At 60.0% G+C, this 18,060-nt stretch carries 17 protein-coding genes and 2 pseudogenes; 9 read left to right on the top strand and 10 right to left on the bottom strand.

Annotated features, from left to right (window positions below; all coding sequences use genetic code 11):
- Positions 1-23: 23 nt before the first annotated feature.
- Positions 24-1,313: a DNA methyltransferase gene (locus tag GA0061098_RS31240; RefSeq protein ID WP_091965325.1), complete on the top strand. Its 1,290-nt coding sequence runs from the start codon at positions 24-26 to the stop codon at positions 1,311-1,313.
- On the opposite strand, the gene GA0061098_RS31235 is transcribed toward GA0061098_RS31240, so the two are convergent.
- Positions 1,231-3,759, bottom strand: a complete 2,529-nt coding sequence (locus GA0061098_RS31235; RefSeq protein WP_129590995.1) for a hypothetical protein — start codon at positions 3,757-3,759, stop codon at positions 1,231-1,233. The two genes, GA0061098_RS31240 and GA0061098_RS31235, sit on opposite strands and share 83 nt — an antisense overlap.
- Positions 3,760-3,785: 26 nt before the next feature.
- Positions 3,786-4,046, bottom strand: coding sequence for a hypothetical protein (locus tag GA0061098_RS31230; RefSeq protein ID WP_091965323.1), 261 nt, complete (start codon positions 4,044-4,046; stop codon positions 3,786-3,788).
- A gap of 484 nt (positions 4,047-4,530) precedes the next feature.
- On the opposite strand from GA0061098_RS31230, the gene GA0061098_RS31225 reads away from it, so the two are divergent.
- From GA0061098_RS31225 to GA0061098_RS31215, 4 genes are all read left to right on the top strand, one after another.
- The gene (locus GA0061098_RS31225; RefSeq protein ID WP_091965322.1) at positions 4,531-5,181 is read left to right on the top strand and encodes a recombinase family protein; all 651 of its coding nucleotides are present in this window, start codon (positions 4,531-4,533) and stop codon (positions 5,179-5,181) included.
- 205 nt (positions 5,182-5,386) lie between these two features.
- Complete coding sequence (locus GA0061098_RS31220) at positions 5,387-6,082, top strand: HNH endonuclease (protein WP_165637716.1); 696 nt, start codon at positions 5,387-5,389, stop codon at positions 6,080-6,082.
- Positions 6,083-6,138: 56 nt separating this feature from the next.
- The gene (locus GA0061098_RS44165) at positions 6,139-6,804 is read left to right on the top strand and encodes a hypothetical protein (RefSeq protein ID WP_129590993.1); all 666 of its coding nucleotides are present in this window, start codon (positions 6,139-6,141) and stop codon (positions 6,802-6,804) included.
- On the top strand, positions 6,752-7,471 hold the full coding sequence (locus GA0061098_RS31215) for a hypothetical protein (protein WP_091965320.1): 720 nt from the start codon (positions 6,752-6,754) through the stop codon (positions 7,469-7,471). The genes GA0061098_RS44165 and GA0061098_RS31215 overlap by 53 nt, the downstream gene beginning before the upstream one ends.
- Positions 7,472-7,863: 392 nt before the next feature.
- Here the strand turns inward: GA0061098_RS31215 and GA0061098_RS31210 are convergent, their stop codons facing one another.
- Complete coding sequence (locus GA0061098_RS31210; RefSeq protein WP_091965319.1) at positions 7,864-8,232, bottom strand: hypothetical protein; 369 nt, start codon at positions 8,230-8,232, stop codon at positions 7,864-7,866.
- Between the two features lie 406 nt (positions 8,233-8,638).
- Between GA0061098_RS31210 and GA0061098_RS31205 the strand changes: the two genes are divergently transcribed.
- Positions 8,639-9,268 carry a hypothetical protein gene (locus GA0061098_RS31205; protein WP_091965318.1) on the top strand — a complete coding sequence of 210 codons (630 nt, stop codon included), beginning with the start codon at positions 8,639-8,641 and terminating at the stop codon, positions 9,266-9,268.
- Between the two features lie 180 nt (positions 9,269-9,448).
- Here GA0061098_RS31205 and GA0061098_RS45260 read toward each other — a convergent pair whose 3' ends face one another.
- From GA0061098_RS45260 to GA0061098_RS47500, 3 genes and pseudogenes are all read right to left on the bottom strand, one after another.
- Complete coding sequence (locus GA0061098_RS45260; protein WP_165637715.1) at positions 9,449-9,589, bottom strand: hypothetical protein; 141 nt, start codon at positions 9,587-9,589, stop codon at positions 9,449-9,451.
- Between the two features lie 49 nt (positions 9,590-9,638).
- Complete coding sequence (locus GA0061098_RS31200) at positions 9,639-11,402, bottom strand: recombinase family protein (RefSeq protein WP_245323708.1); 1,764 nt, start codon at positions 11,400-11,402, stop codon at positions 9,639-9,641.
- Positions 11,403-11,436: 34 nt separating this feature from the next.
- Positions 11,437-11,538 (bottom strand): annotated as a pseudogene (locus GA0061098_RS47500) (ATP-binding protein); the annotation flags it as partial.
- A gap of 227 nt (positions 11,539-11,765) precedes the next feature.
- On the opposite strand from GA0061098_RS47500, the gene GA0061098_RS31195 reads away from it, so the two are divergent.
- Together GA0061098_RS31195 and GA0061098_RS31190 are read left to right on the top strand one after the other, a co-directional pair.
- A complete protein-coding gene (locus tag GA0061098_RS31195) occupies positions 11,766-12,011 on the top strand; it encodes a PilZ domain-containing protein (RefSeq protein WP_091965316.1) in 246 nt (81 codons plus the stop codon).
- A gap of 79 nt (positions 12,012-12,090) precedes the next feature.
- Positions 12,091-12,864, top strand: coding sequence for a tetratricopeptide repeat protein (locus tag GA0061098_RS31190; protein ID WP_091965315.1), 774 nt, complete (start codon positions 12,091-12,093; stop codon positions 12,862-12,864).
- A 21-nt stretch (positions 12,865-12,885) separates the two neighbouring features.
- On the opposite strand, the gene GA0061098_RS31185 is transcribed toward GA0061098_RS31190, so the two are convergent.
- Genes GA0061098_RS31185 through cpaB form a run of 4 tightly spaced genes read right to left on the bottom strand, consistent with a single transcriptional unit; the run spans position 12,886 to position 17,314 of the window.
- Complete coding sequence (locus GA0061098_RS31185) at positions 12,886-14,175, bottom strand: CpaE/TadZ family protein (RefSeq protein WP_091965314.1); 1,290 nt, start codon at positions 14,173-14,175, stop codon at positions 12,886-12,888.
- Positions 14,172-14,906, bottom strand: coding sequence for a CpaD family pilus assembly protein (locus GA0061098_RS31180; RefSeq protein ID WP_091965313.1), 735 nt, complete (start codon positions 14,904-14,906; stop codon positions 14,172-14,174). The genes GA0061098_RS31185 and GA0061098_RS31180 overlap by 4 nt, the downstream gene beginning before the upstream one ends.
- Before the next feature lie 55 nt (positions 14,907-14,961).
- Positions 14,962-16,479: a type II and III secretion system protein family protein gene (locus tag GA0061098_RS31175; RefSeq protein ID WP_091965312.1), complete on the bottom strand. Its 1,518-nt coding sequence runs from the start codon at positions 16,477-16,479 to the stop codon at positions 14,962-14,964.
- 13 nt (positions 16,480-16,492) lie between these two features.
- On the bottom strand, positions 16,493-17,314 hold the full coding sequence (gene cpaB, locus GA0061098_RS31170; protein WP_091965311.1) for a Flp pilus assembly protein CpaB: 822 nt from the start codon (positions 17,312-17,314) through the stop codon (positions 16,493-16,495).
- A gap of 563 nt (positions 17,315-17,877) precedes the next feature.
- Between cpaB and GA0061098_RS31165 the strand changes: the two are divergent.
- A pseudogene (locus GA0061098_RS31165) lies at positions 17,878-18,060 on the top strand (IS110 family transposase); the annotation flags it as partial.

Here is an 18,060-nt window from a genome sequence, read left to right as displayed (position 1 = left end):
AAATATGTCGTTTATGGTTACCGATGTATGAATCGGGCAAACGTTCTTACCTGGACCTGCCGAGCGAGCAGCAGGCTGCATTGATCGATGGCGCCCGCGACGCGTCGCCGGTGCGCGGGCTCACGCACGGCTATTACAAATATCCCGCCCGTTTCTCGCCAATCTTCGCGAAGATGGCTATCCAGACCTTCAGCAAACCAGGCGATGTTGTGCTCGATCCCCACGTCGGCGGCGGCACGACGCTCGTCGAAGCGTTGGCGGCAGGCCGCCAAGCGGTCGGTGTGGACATCAGCACGCTGGCCGAGTTCGTCGCGTCGGTGAAATGCACCGTCTTCTCAGAGGCCGATCTCGACACGCTACAACGCTGGGCTGGCAAGCTGCCCGCACGGATAGACATTCACCGGCCCTCCGTGACCTTCGAAGACTACGAAGCACTCGGCTACTACAAGCATCTTGACGACCCGTCGCGCTGGCGGCTGCGCAAAGCCATCGATCAAGCGCTTGCATCAGCCGTCAAGCTGCAAAAGCCCAGAATGGTTTCATTTGGCCGGTGCGTCGTGCTGCGCACGGCCCAATGGGCGCTGGATGGCAGGAAGCACCAGCCAGCCATCGACGACTTTCGTAAAGCCCTCCAGGAATACGCCGAAGAGATGTTATGCGGTGCTCGTGAGCTCCGAGCCGCGGTCAAAGAGAACGGTCGCAATCGTGTCACGGTGTTGCGCCGGAATGCTGCGGGCCTCGAACATGATCCGTCCGTCTGCGATATCCGTGCCCCTCGGCTTGTTGTGACTTCGCCGCCATATCCAGGCGTACATGTGCTGTATCACCGCTGGCAAGTCGATGGCGGCAAAGAAGCGCCGCTGCCGTTCATGATCGCGAACAAGCTGGATGGCGCAGGCGGCAGCTACTACACCATGGGCGACCGGAAGTATCCTGAACTCGCCACGTACTTCGCCAATATCAAAGCAACGATGTCCTCGGTAGCCGCTCTTGCCGACCGCAAGACTACATTTGTGCAGATGCTTGCGTTTTCAGAAGCTCATTGGCAGCTCCCGAAGTACCTCGAAGCGATGAAGCAGGCAGGCCTCGCCGAGGTTTTCCTTTCGGACCTCAAGCATGAGGGCGACGGGCGTTTATGGCGCGAGGTGCCGGGCCGCCGCTGGTACAGCGATCAGCGAGGCGCCACGCCGGGAAGTAAAGAAGTCGTCCTGCTACATAAAAAGGCCGACCTCACCCCGTCGCAGCTTCAAGGCCGTCGATCTGCTCGCCATCAGACAGGTCTTCCTGTCCGAGCGTCGTCAGCGAGAGCATGAACGGCGCGAGCGCGCGGCACATCGCGTAGATGCGATCCTCAACCTTCTCCTGCGGCGGCGCATCGGCACCAGGCTCTCCCTTGTCCTTGTCCTGAAGCAGGAGCGCGAGACCGACGAGGACGTTGCCGTACATGAACTGATTGCGCGCGTTCTCGTCGTTGAGGCGGCGCTGCTTGATCTCGTTCAAGAGCGGCGTGTTGTCCATGTTGATGCGGAACACCGAAATTTCGTTATCAGCCTCGTCGTACTCCGTGTCCATCTTCATGGCGGTGTATTCGTCGAACTTGAACTTCTCCCAGCGGTCGCGATAGACCGGATCCATCTTCGGCGTGCTGAGCTGGCGCGGCCGTTCGCGTTCATCGCCCTTCTTGTTGTCGGGGTTCTTGTCCTTCTTCTTCGTGCCGCCGCCCTTGTGATGCTCCGCCCAGGGGCGGACGTTCACCTCGATCTTGTTCTTGAAGGTGGCGCGGGAATCCTCCGTCACGGCCACCATCGACAAGATGTCGCCGACGTTGACGCCCTCCGGCAGCGTGACCATGACGCTGGCCGACCCGCTGCGCAGGTTCGGGCCGACAATCGACACCTTGTGCTCCGCGCCGGTCTTATCGATCCATATGATCGAGAACTTGCCGGCCTCGATGCGGCGGCTGAAGTAATCGTCCCGGGCGTCGGTCTCAAAGGTCAGGCGCATCCGGTAATTGATCGGACAGTCGCGCTTGTGCGGCTCGCCGTATGACGTGCCCTTTGCCTTGAAGAAGGTGGGGTACACCTCGCCCTTGAACGGCTTCTCTTCCTGCGTGCCGGTCGGGTTGGCGTTGAACGGCGCCGTGATGCGCTGCCCGAGTTGGAGCAGCGCGGTCAGATTCGGAGAGCTCTTGATCAGATTCTGGAGCTTGTCTGCGAGCGGCTTATCGTCCTTCAGCTTGTCCGACATCATCTCCTTCTGCCGCTGATTGCGGAGCTGCCGCAGCGTGTCGTCATTGCGCAGGGTCTGTTCTAGCACCTCGATCAGCTCGACCTTGAAATCATTCTCAGTCAGCCGGTCGCGCGACGGCATGAACAGGTCTTCCCGGTTCTCGTCGCCCATCTGGTCGCACTCGACGAACACCAGCAGGTCGTCAGCGATGGTCTTCAGCTTCATCGTGTCGCGGCGGAAGAAATCCTTCGGCAGCGTGCCCTGCGTCTGGCCATTGCGCACGAACAGCACACCCTCGCGCTTGCGGTAGCGCGTCAGGCCGCCGAGCTTCTTCTTTTTCGTCTCGGCCTCGTCTTCTTCATCATCGTCACGCGCGGTGCCGGCCTGCTTGAACGCGTAGACCGTGGCGAACAACGGCTCCCCCGACGGCGAAAAAGGGATGCGGATCGGGAAACCTTCCTCGACGTTCGTCGTGTTGTTGAGGCGGCGGCGCAGGCCGCTCAGCGAAGTCTCGCGGCTGCCGGGGTCGAGATACTTGCCCTGCGCGTTCTTGCGGAACTCGTAGAGCCGGATCGGCAGCGCGATCTCCGGCAGCAGCAGATCGAGGCGGCTCAGGATGCTGCGGCCACGGATGATGTTCGAGCGCTCGCCGAGATACTTGTAGTCATAGAGCTTGATGGCCGTGCCGTAGGTCGACTCGCGGCCATAGGGGCTCTCCTTGTCCGGAAAAATCTTCATGCTCGGCGAGGCGAACGACAGGATGTCGCCCTTGCGGTCGGGGTGCTCGGTGCCGACGCCGACCGGTGCAAGGTAGGAGAGAATCGAGTTCTTGCGGCCGCCCTCGGGACGCTCGCGGCGAACCACCGTGAAGCCCCAGTTCTTGTCGCCGTCATCGGGGTCGGAGCCGAGCAGCTTCGGGTTACGGCGGCTGATGACGAGCTGCATGTTGTGCTTGCCGCAGAACCGCAGCGCGCCGGTGCCGCCCTGATTGAACTGGCCCTGCACGAACGGGATGTACATCTTGTTGCTCTTGCTGAGCGACATGATCGTGAGCGGGATCTTGCGCGGGGTCTGGCCCTCGCCGCAGTCGGCGATGGTCAGGTTCATGACCGGCCGGGTGCCGGTGCCGCAGAGCGTGATGCCCTGCGCGACCTCCCGGATTTTCTCGTCGTTCCAGTCCTCGACCAAGCCGCCGGTCGCCAGCTTCTTGCCGGTGCCGCTCTCGAAAAAGCGGGCAACGGCCTCGCGGATGGTCTTGGGGGCGTCCTGGCCCTTGGGGTCCACGCCGTTGACCAGGCACTCATTAATAAGGCGGGCATCGACCGAATTGACGATCTTTTCGACAAGCGCGGCCTCGGCGAGGCTCTGCTGATTGCCGCCCTGCCCCCAGTTGTTTTCCAGATCGCCGTAGTGGCGCCAGAGTTCAGGCTTGTCCCAGTACCCGTGCTTCGTGAGCAACTCGATAACTTCGTCCTCGGTCTCGGCATGAAGCAGCGCGATACACAAGTCCCTAATCTGACCATTGGTCATTAAAGCCCTCCCACCCCATTGAAATATCAGTCTAATTTGAAATCGACTGACTCTTTGCCACCCGTCGAGGACATCCGCGCTTTCAGCGCATCGACCTCTTTATTGAGCGCCCGGACGATCTTCTGAACGTCCGAGTCGTCGAACTGGTAGGCGTTTTTATTGCCCAGCTTTCCGATTATACGGATTGCTTTGATGGCATTAACAGTGCGACTTTCGGCTAGCTCAACGAACTTTTGACGCTTTGCAGCCTTCGCCGTAGAAGCTTCCTTGTTTGTCTGATCCAGCATCTGGCTCCTCCTGCGGTTACGTGTACCGCCTCAATTGATCGATGTAATTCCCTCTAAATTACACGATATACGGAGTCCAGAAGATTCTGCTGTGGTCGCTCAGTTAGTTTGCTGACGGCACAGAAGGCGTGTGATTCCAGAGCCATAACGCAAATAGCCCGGCTTAAGGGCCGGGCAACAGGCGTTGTGCAGGGCTGATTATGCGGTTGTTCAGTTACCGAGCCTTAGGATCAGATGCTCGTCGCGCGGCTCTATTGTTGACGACGCTGAATTGGCTCGCATTTGGAAATGGTCATCACGGCTCGCGAGGAGTGTTTCGAAAATTGCCGATGGCAGGTCACCTTAGTTGAAACTCATTCGCACGTCAGCCCGACTCGCGCGGTGAGCCGCCAAGCTAATTTTGAATGCGGAACGAGGCACTGTCCGTTGTCTTGCTGAACAATAGTCCGGACCCCTGATCCAAACTAATTGCGATTCAGGGATCATGATCAAATTCGTCGCGTACTTTCGTGTCTCCACTCAGCGTCAGGGTAAGTCGGGACTTGGCCTAGCAGCTCAGCATCGCAAGATTTCCGAGTTTGTAGCCGGTGAAGGGACTTTGATCGCGGACTTCTGCGACGTCCAGTCAGGCAAAGATGATTCACGCACCGAGTTGCAAAAGGCCATTCAGCTGGCCAAGCGCGAGAACGCCAAGATCGTTATCGCGCGCCTTGATCGATTTTCTCGGCGAGTCAGCTTCATCGCCGGCATTCTTGAACAGGGCATTGGCTTGGTTTGTGCTGAGATGCCCAATGCTACAGATTTTCAGCTGCATATATTCGCAGCCCTCGCCCAGGAAGAGCGTAGGTTGATTTCCGAGCGAACGAAGGCAGCCTTGGCCGAAGCCAAACGCCGAGGCAAAATTCTTGGATCAAATGGAAGGAATTTGGCCGCAAAGAATCGCAAGGACGCTGACGATTTTGCATCCCAACTCAGGGCCAAATTGGATGAGGATTTATTGCGGCGATCTTACTGTGAGATTGCGCGACACTTGAACGATGCGGGAATTACGACGGCGACTGGGCGGAAATTCTATCCGCAGACAGTCAAGAACTACCTGACCCGACACCGTGAATTTTCCGACGGGGGAATTTAAGTTCTCTGAGTGACCTGTTTGGGATTCTTTATTTCCCCCGGATTGATCGTTGCCGAGGGATCCTCCGTGCCGGGAATCATGCGATCAAACCGTCCCGATACCTGTGGAAAAGACCTTAGTTGCTGCACCGGCTGGTTCAGTAATCTATGGACCTTCTATGCAACCGTGCGGACACTCAAAACGCGGTGCAGGGGGGTATATTCGAATGATTATCGTCAAATGGCTCGAAGGCGATAGCAAGGGTTATGATGATCATTTGCCAAACGATTGCATACGCGTCTCTGCCCCTTTGTTGGAACATGCGATTGTCGGGCCACGTGGATGGATTCGGATCGGACGATGCTCCGTCTCGGTAAACGGCAAGTCCGTCACGTTCGACTACACGGGAGAACATTCTGCCTGGAATACAGAGCAAGAGTTCTACCTTGGGCAAATGAGCTTCGAATTCAGAGATAGCAGTCGCGCAGGAATTCCCGAGGTCCTTTGGAAGGATCGGGGCGACGGCGAAGAATTTCAGTCGGGGTACGCAGTTGCTGAGTTTCGCAATGACTCAAACACTCGATCCATAAGCTCCGATGAGGGTGATGGCCAGTTGAAAACTCATCTTGAGAGGGAACGAAGCACCGCCCTCAGGCAAGAGAAACTTCTCGACGAGTTGGAACGGAAAGGGTCAATCCGGTGTGAAGTGTGTCTAGTTGACCTCGTAGAGCAATATGGAAAACATGGCTTGGCTGGCTATGAGATCCACCATCGGAAACCAATCGCCAACGGTTCACGCGAGACCTACCTGAAGGATCTGGCAATTTTGTGCGCCAACTGCCATCGCGTTCTACACCGGACTAAGCCGCTTTCGTCTGTAAAAGACTTTGCAAAGGCAATTCGGCTTAAAGGACCCAACTGACGGTGGAGTTATCGCTTTGCGTTGGCAGTGGTCTGCACTGAACAGGCGACACGAACATGGACGACGCAACTGAACCGCAACGTAAGCCGGCATATCAAGAGACCACGGAAGCTTTCGTACCAACGCCACGCTGGCTGTATCTGAGCGCAGAGCTAGCGCGGATCGAACGGAAGTTTCGATTGGACCAAGACCATACAGAGTCGAGAACAATACTGTTCGGGAAAGCGACGATCGACCTTGATCGCGTCTCAATTGCGACCGACACGACGAACACTACCTGCGAACTAACATGCTCAATAGAAACCGCATCGGACAAGCCAAGCCGAGACCCTTGGGCCATAAACGTAGGCTACAACTCAATTAATCGCGAGCTCGGACTTCCTGACGAGTGGTTCGTCGCCTGCTATCTGCCGAAGGAAAGTTTTGACCAGCTTGAGAGCGAGTTTCTGGCCAAGAACGCCAGATACGTTTCCGCATCGTGCACAACCGATATGTGCGTGTCCAAAGCCGACTTCAATGCTCCATTGGCGCAAGGGGTCACGTGGCTTTTGCAGCCAGGCCATTATAGCAACCCCAAAATGGGGCTAGGGAAACTAACTATGTTCCGCTGGTCGTTGGCGCCGCAATCCCTCTCGACGCAGAACCCGTACATTCACAACGAGCACGCAAATGAGTTTCACGGCGCAAGAGTTAGCCAAAACAGCGAACGAACTGCGGGGTGAAATCAACCGCTTCCTGTCGCAGCCGACGAACCCGGACGTGCTTCTCGGGAATCATCCAGCAGTGGCTCTTGCCAGTCAAAAACAGAGCATCGCGATTTGGCACGGTCAGCGCATCGAAGATCATCTTGCCGACTGGATAAACAGAGTGCCCGGCTGGATCGCCCGCGCGCGAGAGCGCATCTCGATTGCCAGTTCGATTCATGAGATCGACAATCTCGCGTGGAATCCGCAGATAGGTGTTGTCCTCGCGGTCGAAGCCAAGAGAGTGTGGGCCAACCAAGATGGTAGCAGCAAGGCTGACGTCCGTCGCAAGAACAAGCTCTACATGGACCCCGCGAACACACCGACGATCACCTCTCACGTGGGTCTGTCAGGAGCGAGCTTCCGTCATTTTGTTTTCGATGTTTACGGCAGGACCAAAACAGGCAGCAGAGGTCTGCCCGTCATCGCGGGTGACAAGATCAGCCACGTTTTTGATCACACTCTAGCTACCTATGTTGAATGGGAGCGCCAGGTAATGGCTAACGCAATCTTCGAGAAGATTGATCCGAACAGCCACCACCTAAAACGAGAGCACTCGCTCGCGGATGAGAGCCTCGGCACGCGCGCAGACGTTTACCCCTCAAGGGAAGGCGTACTGGACTACATTGACAAGCACGCGAATTGATCGAGGTCACCCAGGTTGATCGGTCGACATTTGAAACAGCCGGTGCATTGGAGACCGCGGTCGCGCGGCGGCTTCCATCCACCGACGTGCCGAAGGAAGGCAGTGCACCCAGGTACTGTCGCGACGCAGGTGCAGGAGGAGCGGGCGGTAGGGAGACAATATCCTCTAGCCTACGAACGATGTTTAAGCTTCCGCTCGGCTACTTGGTAGTCATTGGTGGGATGAACGTTCGGCACGTCACTCGCGTCTCACGCCCCGCGTCGCGGCAATACTTGCAGATGCAATCCGTGAATTGCTTGTCCGTGTGACCGTTAGTGCAACAATGTGCCACGACGGAGGCTGAGAAACCCATTACGTTCGAGACGAAATTTGCAGGGCAACTTGCTCAGTGGCTAGAGGCCATCCTCGGCTTCTTCTTCGGCCGGCAGTTGACGAACGGTGCCATCAGCGGAAAGCACGTCGAAATCAGGAACCTTCCCACTGACCTTTTGGATGAATTTCGTCGGGTCTTCAGGATCGACGAACAGTGTCATCCCCTGGCCGTCCCGGAAGACCACCTCAAAGCGCTGAGTGTCAGGGTCCACGGTCAGGCGCATCTCGCTGATCAACGATTGCAGTCTCGATGCGATCTGAGTTCGGAGCTTGTACACGTCTCCACCTTTGGCGGCCCGCACGCGCTCGATCAGCTCCGCGACCTGACCGGGGCGCTTTTTTGCCGGCTTAGCCGATCGATCGACTCGACCAGCAGGTACGAGCCACATTCGATTTTTCCCTCCGAAGGCAGGCAGAAACTGTCCAAGCCGGATGCGAGGTTTCCCCGGTAGGCCGAAACACCAAGGTCGTGGAGGTCGGGGGTCGTCGACCAATTCCAGGCCATTCTCGTCGGCATACTTTCGTGAGGCATCAAGCTGCCTTCGGCCACCAGCGGGCATGGGAGCTCAACAGCCTGTCAACGCGCCGGCGGCTGGTGCATAGCGATTTTTGCCCGCTGGTGTCCCACCGGGAGCTGCGTCTGGGGCGTCGGGAGGCAAATGAGACCCGGTTGGAAGCTATCAATGGAATAACGTCGATCTTATCAGATAGCTATTGCTTTATCTGGCGCGACGAGCTATCTTATCTTCGTTGGCTCAGGGTAATCGGGCAGACATATTGCAGAGGGAGCTTTAGATGACTATTTCTCAGAAGGAGGCTATCAGTGCGGCCCACAAAGCTATTATTCGCCGCTACGGAGGCAAACTTGAGCCTATTTCCGTGCAGGGAGTTCCAGCCGGCCAGCGAGTAATATTCAACCACGAAGGCAAGCCGGCGCGCTGTGTAATAAAATTCAGCTCATCCAAATCCAACGGCCGTATCTCATTTGCACCGACGGAAGACGGAGGATTCAGCGGACTGTCTGACACCGATTTTATTGCTGTCGTGGCGCCCAAAAGCCTCGGCAGTGCTGAATGGCTGCTGAGTTTCTACGACCAGGAAACGTTGCTCAGAGCGTTCACGGCAAACCGCGAAGCTTTGAAAGCATCCGGCAACTCCGAAGGAGGGCAGAGCTGGCTTGCGCCCTTCCACGAAGAGGGCCGCAACTTTCGGGGCGAGGGCGACGGTTATCTGAAAGACGCTCTATGGACTGAGCCATTAAGCGTTCGGCCGTCTACCGGCTCTACGGTACCGCCGCTCGAACCGCCGCCCAAGCCACCAAGCGGACAGCCTCAGCTCGCCTTGTCCATCAAGGATGCGAAGGAAGCTCTGGCGCGGAAGTACGATGTATCTCCGGATTCCATCGACATCATAATTCGTGGATAATTAACCGAAAGGCGCCGCGTCCTCGAGGAGGCGGCGCCTTCAGCCCCTTCATAGGGCTCGTTATTGATACTCCAGAGTTTCCAATCCATCTGCTTTTTTCGTCACGCCGCATCTACGATCGAGACGTTTCTCAATATCATTCAAACTGGCGATAGCCTCTCTGAGCGGCCTACTTGAATTCTATTTCCCGTCCGGAGTTGATTCGTCGGCTGGCAGTTGGACAACCGCGCCTTCAGCATCAAGCATTCCAAAATCTGGCGGCTTCCCACTGACCTTTTGAATTAACTTCGCCGGGTCTTCGGGATCGACGAACAGCGTCATCCCCTGACTCGGAAGGCCACCTCAAAGGGCTGAGTATCTGAGCCCACTGTCAACCTGTCACGCGTTCGATGCCGTCGTCCGTTGCAATGACCTGCTGACGGTATTTCAGGGGCTCTTCATCATCAGGAAACACAATCCTTACGCGGCTATCGCGCAGTCCGACGGCGAAATAACGATGCGTCTGTTCCGGCTGTTGGCCCCGGCGTGCAATATAATGGGCGACGTTGGCAGCATCCCCGCCAAACTTTGTCAGCGTTTCGGTAGCAATTCTCATTAGTCGGGGCCGACTCCCCTGCGGCGCAACTGTCAGCGTTTCGATCATCGCCTTGAGGTGCGATGCGATCTTGGCTCGCAAGTCGAAAAGATCTGGGTCATTCGCATCGCGAAGCCTATTCACCAAACTCTGTATTTCATCTCGACTTTCGGCCGCTCTATGCTGACTGGATTGCATCTCCTCCAGCGCTGCGCGAGAGGCAGCGACACTTGCTGCCAGCGATTCCTTGCGCAGTTGCATTTCTTGCAGTTTAGTCGACACGAAATCTGGCGGAGCGCCGGTCTCCAGAAGCGCAAACGCCTTATCCATCAATGCGATCACGCTTGCCAATTCGCCCTCTAGGGACGCGAGTTTCTGGCTCAGCTGACTTTGCGCTGTCGATCGCTCATCTGCATCTACAATACTAGCGAAGTCTATCTCGGTGATGAAAGCCAGGAACGACGCCTCAAAGTCGGTGTATTTCCACCGCTTGCCTTGACACCCAAGTCGTCGTTTTGAATTTGTGCAGACGAGATATTGATTACCTTTGGGACCGCTCCCTTTGTTGTCATAGGTCATCGAAGCGCCGCAATACGCGCATGTCGCAAGACCTGAAAACAGATTGCTAAACGCCTTACCTTTTCGGCCAGCGCCATTGCGCTGTCGCTGCGCCTTCGCTTGATGGGCGCGATAGAAGAGTTCTTTGTCGATGATGGCGGGAAAGTAGTCCTCGATCGGCTCACCTTCGATCGTTCGCTTACCGTCTCGCCGAACGGCCGGCTGAAATTCGCCAATGACAGCTCGGTTTGCGAGAATCTTGGCGACGTAGGACTGATGCCAACCGTCCGAATCGTTGAAGGTCGGCGTACTCGACTGATTCAGACGATGTGCGATTTTGTAGACGCCGATCCCATCCGCGCTGTCGCTGAAGATTTGCCGAACGATCTGGACCCGATCGGGAATGCATTCGTAGCCGCTTCTGTCGTCAGCAAGTTGAAGCCAAGCCGGACACCACTTCGTCATCGGCTTCAGGCTGGCGGCTGCTGCCCTCTTGTTCTTCCACGCGGCAGAAAGTCGCAGGCTCTTCGTCTGAGACTCTTCGTGTGCCCTGCTCATGATCACGAGGGACATGATCAGGTCGCCCAGATCGGTCTTCCCTGCACGGTAGACCCGATTATCCGCGAGGGTAACGAGATTGATCCCGGCTTGAATGATGCCGAGGAAGAGCGACTGAGCGGCGAGGACCTGCTCCCTGCTCAGTCGGTCCAGAGATTCAACGATCAGATACGAACCCGGCTGAACGCGTCGGGACCGAACCGCCTCAAGAAACCCACCGAGAGCACCTTCGCGAACGTTTGCTCCCTTGAACGCGGAGATACCGATGTCCTCAAGCTCACCGCCTTCGGCAAACTCAAGTCCGTTCGCCTCGGCATATGCCCGGGAGGCTTCCAGCTGCCTCTTCCGGCCGTGCCCTTTCTGTTGCAGGTCAGTCGAAATTCTTAGGTACGAATAAGCTAATGGTTTCAATATCTTGATCGCCGACGAAAAAAATTTTCGCAACGACGACTGATAGTCATCTTGGGTTAATAGTCAACACCTTCGCAAACGCCGGCAAGCCCGGCGCGACCTGCACCTGCACGTCGACCGCACGGGCCTCGATCCCCTCAAAGGCGACGGTGGAAACCCGTTGAACCATGCTCAAACCAGCCTGCCCCTCTCGCACAATTAGGGGTAGCAGAGCCCGGCCCTTTCCGCAAGAACAATACGGGAACAATCCCGGAGGGCCAGCAAGCCCTAACCAATCGTAAACGCCACGCCGACACTAAGCCTCGAATGCCAGCTTCTGTCCTCAGCACATCCCAACAAATGTCAGCTACTCCTACGCTTGCGGGATGGGCCGTGGTCAACGGGTGAACAGTTCAAATGCTTGCAAATCGCCGGAGAAGCGAACGTCGGATGTGCAGCCGGCTCGCCAAGATCCATTTTGGCGCGGGCTCCCTGCCGCGGGACTGCACGATCACGGATATTTCGGATGGCGGCGTGAAAGTCGTGGCGGAATTCCTGGAAGTGCCGCCGCAATTCACCATCATCTTCGCACCTGATTATTCCCGCCAATGCCGCCTGCGATGGCGCATCGGCTGCGAATTCGGTGCCGAGTTCACCGACTAAGATCTCACAGGCCGCGTCCTTAACGGGACTTTAGCGTTAATCGGTAAGCATCTCTGATCAGTTGCCGAGTGATCAGAGTATGTCCAAGCGTTCGTCCCTCGCCTCTCCCCGGGCGAGATTGCTGCTTCCCGCACTCCTGGTGCTCGTCCTCGGTGGCTGCCAGACCGCCGGCATCGAGGATGTGACCGGCGCGCTCGGCGTCAGATCGGAAGCGGCTGTCAAGGTGGACGCCAGGCCCGAGATGGACGCGTTGCGCGAGCGCTATCGCGCCAAGCCCAGTGATCCCAACGTTGCGCTCGCCTACGGTAAGGCGCTGCGCGAGACCGGCCAGCGCGCGCAGGCGGTTGCGGTCATGGAGCAGGCGGTGCTCGCTCATCCCAGCAACAAGGCGCTGCTCGCCGGGTATGGCCGCGCGCTCGCCGACAGCGGCAGTTTCCAGCAGGCCTTCGACGTCCTCAGCCGCGCGCATACGCCCGAGGATCCGGACTGGCGCATCCTGTCGGCGCAGGGTGCGGCGCTCGATCAGCTCGGCCGCAACGAGGAGGCGCAGCAATATTATGCCGCGGCGCTGAAGATCGTGCCGGACGAGCCGACCGTGCTGTCCAATCTCGGCCTGTCCTATATGCTGCAAAACAATCTGCCGAAGGCCGAACAGGTGCTCGGCCGCGCTTATCAGCGCAATCAGAACGATGCGCGGGTCCGCGCCAATCTCGCGCTCGTGCTGGGGTTGCAGGGCCGCGAGGCCGAGGCCGAAATCCTCGTGAAGGCGGATTTGCCGCCGGACCAGGCCGCGGCCAAGGTGGCGGCGCTGCGGCAGCTGCTGGCGAAGAAGCAGCAGCGGGCGGACAAGTAATCCGCCCCTTTTGGTGTACGGTTACGACGCCTTGCGATGCGGCGCCGAGTTGCGGCTTGATCTGCCCTTCAGCTTCTTGAGCAGCGGTCCGAGCAGCGAGCGCTTCGGCTTCTTCACCTCGCCGCGCCCGGCGAGGCGGTTCGCCATGTTCTGGAACAGCTCGGTGGTGCGGTGGCTCTTGGAGACCTCCGCGATCATCTGGCCGTTATTGGCTGCGGTCGAGAACAGTTTCGAATCGAACGGGATCACCGCGATCGGCTGGCTTTCCATCGTCTTGGCGAACGCCTTGACCTCGATCTCCGCGCGCTTGTGCATGCCGACCTGGTTGAGGCAGTACAGCGGCGGCCGGTCGTTCGGCCGCGCCGCCTTCAGCACGCTCAGCATGTTCTTGGTGTTGCGCAGATTGGCGAGATCGGGCTCGGCCACGATCACGATGTCGTCGGCGTTCACCAGCGCGCGCCGCGTCCAGCCGGACCATTGGTGGGGAACGTCGAGCACGATGCAGGGCGTGGTCATGCGCAGCGTGTCGAACACGGCGTCGAAAGCTTCGGCGCCGAAATCATAGACCCGGTCGAGGGTGGCAGGCGCCGCGAGCAGGCTGAGGCGCTCGGTGCATTTGGAGAGCAGGCGCTCCATCAGCGCCGTGTCCGGCCGGTCCTGCGACAGCACCGCGTTGGCGATGCCCTGCACCGGGTCCTGGTTGTAGTCGAGGCCCGCGGTGCCGAAAGCGAGGTCGAGGTCGATCACGACGGAATCGAGCGCGAGGTCACGCGCGATGGTCCAGGCCAAATTGTGCGCGACGGTGGAGGCGCCGACGCCGCCCTTGGCGCCGACCACCGCGATGACGCGGCCGGTGATGATGGCTTCGGAGGCCGAGAACAGGCTGCAGATGGAGCGGACGACGTCGAGCGTTTCGACCGGCCCCACCACGTAATCGTTGACGCCGCGGCGCACCAGCTCGCGATAGGGCGCGGTGTCGTTGGGATTGCCGATCACGACCACGCGGGTGCCGGGGTCGCAGACGCCGGCGAGGTCGTCGAGTCCCTCGAGGATGTCGCGCGTACCGTCGGATTCGATCACGATCACGTTCGGCGTCGGCATCGATTCATAGACTTCGATCGCCGCGGCAAGGCCACCGTCCTTGGCGGTGAGGTGCGCCTTGGCGAGCCGGCGATCTTGCCCGGCCGCGGTTACCGCGGCGAGCGTCTTCTCGGTTTCGCAAAAGGCCTGCACCGAAATGCGGGGAACCGGCGCAATGTGTTCCTCGGGGTGCTGCGGATCGTCCGCTTCTTCGTCGTGGATGCCGGTCATTTGCCTGTGTCGCTGAGCTTGGCCCTGTCGGCCTCGGAATTGGGAGTCGAGATCGCAGTGCCCTTGCGATAGCGATCAAAGGCGATGTCGCGCCGCGCGGTATAGGCCGGCGTCTCCGATCGCGGCTGCTCGAGGTCGGCCGGATTGTCGATCATCGCGGCGAGATTGCGCTGGCTGGCGCAGCCCAGATTGAAGTAGGGCCGGTTCTCGTTGTAGCCGGGATCGAGGATGTTGGGGCCGAGGTCTTCCGGCCACAGCCCGCAGGGGCCGGCGACCGCGGCGATCTTCGAATAGCTCAGGCGGATGGTGGGCAGCAGGCCGGGATCCTCGGGGCGATAAGGGTGCTGGACGATGGCACGCGACGGCACGCCGCCGGATGCGAGCACGGAACGGATTTCCCGATAGGTCGCAGCCGCCGCGCGCGAATTCGTGCTGTCGACGGGAACGTCGACGACGACGGAGCCGGTGCCTTCGCGCACCCAGTCCCGGGCGATGCCCGCGACGTCCGAATGCTGCGCGGCCGACAGGCCGCCCCTCGCCTTGCCGACGAAGATCACGATCGACTTCTTGCCTTCCTGCACCGCGATCGGGTGGCGCTGGCGATAGTCGGTCGGCACCGTCTGGGTGACGATCTCGCCGGTGGTGTTGCAGGCGCCCAGCATGACGGAGAGTCCCGTTAGTGCCAGCGCGACGCCCAGATTGCGACGTCGATCGGCTGTCGTCTTCGTCATCGCTTCATCCCCTCTTGCCCCAAATCCCGCCCCGTTCCCCAGCCGTCCGTTCGTCTCAGTCGATGATGAAGCCGAAATCGCCGGGCGCGCCGGCGATCGGATCGACGCGACGCGCGATGCCATAGAGGCGGTTCATGCGGCCGAGCAGCGCGGTCTGCGCGTCCGAGGCCGGCGCGAAGCCGTCGTCGGGCCGCGCCAATTCCTTCTGGGCGACCGCGCGCACCACATAGGGCGTCACGATCACCATCAGCTCGGTCTCGTTGTTGACGAAGTCCTGGCTGCGAAACAGCGCGCCGATGATCGGCACCTGGTCGACGCCGGGCAGGCCGTTGATCGCCTGCTTGGTCTGCTGCTGGATCAGGCCGGCCATCGCCATCGAGCCGCCCGAGGGAATTTCCAGCGTCGTCTCGGCGCGGCGAGTCTGGATCGAGGGGATGGTGATCGAGTTGCTCGAGGTCGAGGACACCGCCTGCGTCAACGTGATCGAATTCGTATTCGACAGCTCCGAGACCTCGGTCATCACGCGCAGGCTGATGCGGCCTTCGCTGAGCACGACCGGGGTGAAGTTCAGGGAGATGCCAAACTTCTTGTAGGTGACCTGGGTGGTACAGACGTGGGTGACCGGATCGCAGGAATAGCCCGCCGGAATCGGGAATTCGCCGCCGGCGATGAAGGTGGCGGATTCGCCCGAGATCGCGGTCAGGCTCGGTTCGGCGAGCGTGCGCATGACGCCGGCGCTTTCCATCGCGCGCATGGTGGCGCTGACGGTGGCGACGCCCTTGGCGAGGCCGGCGACGCCGAGCCCGTTGCTGCCGACGATCGGCCCGCCCGAGACCGAGAACGGGTTGGAATTGTTGAAATTCACCACCGCGGTGCCGGCGTTCAGGCTGGCGCTGAGATCGACGCCGAGCTGCTTGACGATGTCGCGGCGCACTTCGCCGACGACGACCTTGAGCATCACCTGGTCGCGGCCGCGCACGACGATGCTGTTGACGACCTTGTCCGAGCCGCCGACCAGTTTTGCGGCGACCTCGCCGGCCTGCTGGGCCTCGACCGGGCTCGACACCGATCCGGTCAGCATCACGCTGTCGCCGACGCCTTCGATCTGGACGCCCGGCAGCGACTGGCGCAGGGCCGCGCGCATGCCGTTGAGGTCGCGCTTCACTGCGATGTCATAGGAGGCGACCTGCTGGCCGTCGGCGGTGAAGAACACGACGTTGGTCTGGCCGACCTGGCCGCCGATGATATAGGCGCGCTGGGCCGAGCGGATCACTGCATTGGCGATCTTGGGATCGGCCACCAGCACGTCCTTGACCTCGCGCGGCAGATCGATAACGACGGACTTGCCGACGCCAAGCGAGAGAAAGCGCGTCTTCGCCGACGCGATGGTCGCGACCGAAGACACGCCGAGATCCGGTGCCTGCATCGGCGCCTGGTCGCCGACCGGCGCATCCGTCGCGCTGACGAGGTCTGGGGCTGCGAGCAGCCCCAGCATTAGCATCGTCCCCGTCCAGAACGAGCGCGTGCGCTTCCCCCGAAGGCGCAGGCCCATCCGATCATCCCCGTAGTTCATGCTATCCCCATCATCACTTCTGTGACGTCAATTGCCGTGCCTGCACCCCGTAACGGATCACGTTCACGCCGCCCGCACGCTTGATCCCCTGGTCCTCAGGCGTGCCGTCGACTGCGTTGGCATCGACGATGCTGCGTAGCGCGAGCTGGAGCGTGCCGCCCTGGCGCGCGGCTGCGAGGACTCCGACCTGGTCGGGCCGGAGCTCGAGCGTGACGGTCTTGCCGACGACGGCGTTCTGGCCGTCCTTCTCCTTCGGCGCCTGGTCGATCGCGAGCACGCGGATATTGGTCAGGATGACCTCGGACAGGACGAGGTCGTTGCCGCCGGTCGGACCGTTGTTGTTGGCGCCGTCGGGGTTCTTCAGACGGCGAGTCAGGACGATGTCGACGCGGTCATTCGGAAGGATGAAGCCGCCAGCGGCGGTCTCGGCTGAAATCTCGGTGGAAACCGCGCGCATCCCGGCGGGCAGGATCGCGGCCATGAAGCCGGAGCCGTCGGCCTTGACCAGCTTCTGCTCGCGGATCGGTTCGCCCTGCATCAGCGGGACGCGGGCGATCGAGCCGGCGATCTGGGTCTGCGCCTCGGGCCTGCTGTCGCGGCGGATGAAGGCGCTGCTCGCGGTCGCTGCCGGCCAGGCCTGCCATTGCAGGTCGTCGGGCTTTACGGCCTGCCCGAGCCCGATGTCGGACTTGGCGACGAGGACCTCGACGGTCGGCAGCTTCTCGGCGACGGGCAGAACGGGCGCGGGCTTGTTGTCGAAGCCGCTCGCCAGATACGCAGCGACACCGCCGGCGCCCAGCGCGATGACGAGAACGACAATGCGTGCGGTATTCATACGCTTCTACTCTTACGCGGGGCACTCGAACCGCACCTGGCGGGTTCCCCCGTGTCGATGAGTAGGGAGTAAAAGTATAAGGGGTGTTGCAAGGCCGAACGCGCCGGCCGGCCGCGATGCTGGTTTTCGGCAGATGGTGAACGCGGCGTTATCCGGTCGGCCAGCGGCCCCGTAGATTCACGCAGTACGAGGCGTCCGTTCGAATGACAGGCGCGGCGTCATGGTGAATGGGGGGTTAGTGGTGCGCGGGTGCGATCATGCCAATGAGATCGCAGCAGTGCTCCACAACATCGGTGTCGTCCCGGCGAACGCCGGGACCCATAACCCCAGGGAGCAGTTTGACGAAGATTGAGCGCCCGGTACCGCGACCAATCTCGCCGGATAGATTCCGCGGTATGGGTCCCTGTGTCTTGGAAGTCTGTCAGGATGGGGTTGGGCGGGAAGCCGTTGGGTCCTTGGCGCTTGACGCCGTGAGCCGGCTCGGTCTCCCGCCCGTTCCATTACCAACCTGAACAGTTGCACGAGGCTGCGCCAACAGACCTCGCATCACAGGGACAGGCACCGTGATCATACCCGCTCGTTGCGTCGGAATCGACGTCTCCAAACAACACCTCGATATCTTCGATGACGGTTTAGGCGTGCCGGAGCGCATCGCCAACGCGCCGCAGGCCATCACACAGATCGCGGCGCGTTGGCGATGCAACGTGCTGGTCGTCTTCGAGGCCACGGGTGTCTATGACCTCGAG

It is taken from the genome of Bradyrhizobium shewense (assembly GCF_900094605.1).
Classification (GTDB): domain Bacteria; phylum Pseudomonadota; class Alphaproteobacteria; order Rhizobiales; family Xanthobacteraceae; genus Bradyrhizobium; species Bradyrhizobium shewense.
The sequence above is the reverse complement of the archived record's forward strand: the minus strand, read 5'-3'. Positions and strand labels throughout refer to the sequence as shown.

Excerpts from the sequence above, each read along its gene's own strand:
- GA0061098_RS31190 (WP_091965315.1), top strand. The coding sequence starts at position 12,091 with ATGTCCAAGCGTTCGTCCCTCGCCTCTCCCCGGGCGAGATTGCTGCTT.
- GA0061098_RS31210 (WP_091965319.1), bottom strand. The coding sequence starts at position 8,232 with ATGTGGCTCGTACCTGCTGGTCGAGTCGATCGATCGGCTAAGCCGGCA.
- GA0061098_RS31215 (WP_091965320.1), top strand. The coding sequence starts at position 6,752 with ATGAGTTTCACGGCGCAAGAGTTAGCCAAAACAGCGAACGAACTGCGG.
- GA0061098_RS44165 (WP_129590993.1), top strand. The coding sequence starts at position 6,139 with ATGGACGACGCAACTGAACCGCAACGTAAGCCGGCATATCAAGAGACC.
- GA0061098_RS31240 (WP_091965325.1), top strand. The coding sequence starts at position 24 with ATGTATGAATCGGGCAAACGTTCTTACCTGGACCTGCCGAGCGAGCAG.
- cpaB (WP_091965311.1), bottom strand. The coding sequence starts at position 17,314 with ATGAATACCGCACGCATTGTCGTTCTCGTCATCGCGCTGGGCGCCGGC.
- GA0061098_RS45260 (WP_165637715.1), bottom strand. The coding sequence starts at position 9,589 with ATGACGCTGTTCGTCGATCCCGAAGACCCGGCGAAGTTAATTCAAAAG.
- GA0061098_RS31195 (WP_091965316.1), top strand. The coding sequence starts at position 11,766 with ATGCTTGCAAATCGCCGGAGAAGCGAACGTCGGATGTGCAGCCGGCTC.
- GA0061098_RS31205 (WP_091965318.1), top strand. The coding sequence starts at position 8,639 with ATGACTATTTCTCAGAAGGAGGCTATCAGTGCGGCCCACAAAGCTATT.
- GA0061098_RS31180 (WP_091965313.1), bottom strand. The coding sequence starts at position 14,906 with ATGACGAAGACGACAGCCGATCGACGTCGCAATCTGGGCGTCGCGCTG.
- GA0061098_RS31220 (WP_165637716.1), top strand. The coding sequence starts at position 5,387 with ATGATTATCGTCAAATGGCTCGAAGGCGATAGCAAGGGTTATGATGAT.
- GA0061098_RS31175 (WP_091965312.1), bottom strand. The coding sequence starts at position 16,479 with ATGAACTACGGGGATGATCGGATGGGCCTGCGCCTTCGGGGGAAGCGC.
- GA0061098_RS31230 (WP_091965323.1), bottom strand. The coding sequence starts at position 4,046 with ATGCTGGATCAGACAAACAAGGAAGCTTCTACGGCGAAGGCTGCAAAG.
- GA0061098_RS31235 (WP_129590995.1), bottom strand. The coding sequence starts at position 3,759 with ATGACCAATGGTCAGATTAGGGACTTGTGTATCGCGCTGCTTCATGCC.
- GA0061098_RS31185 (WP_091965314.1), bottom strand. The coding sequence starts at position 14,175 with ATGACCGGCATCCACGACGAAGAAGCGGACGATCCGCAGCACCCCGAG.
- GA0061098_RS31225 (WP_091965322.1), top strand. The coding sequence starts at position 4,531 with ATGATCAAATTCGTCGCGTACTTTCGTGTCTCCACTCAGCGTCAGGGT.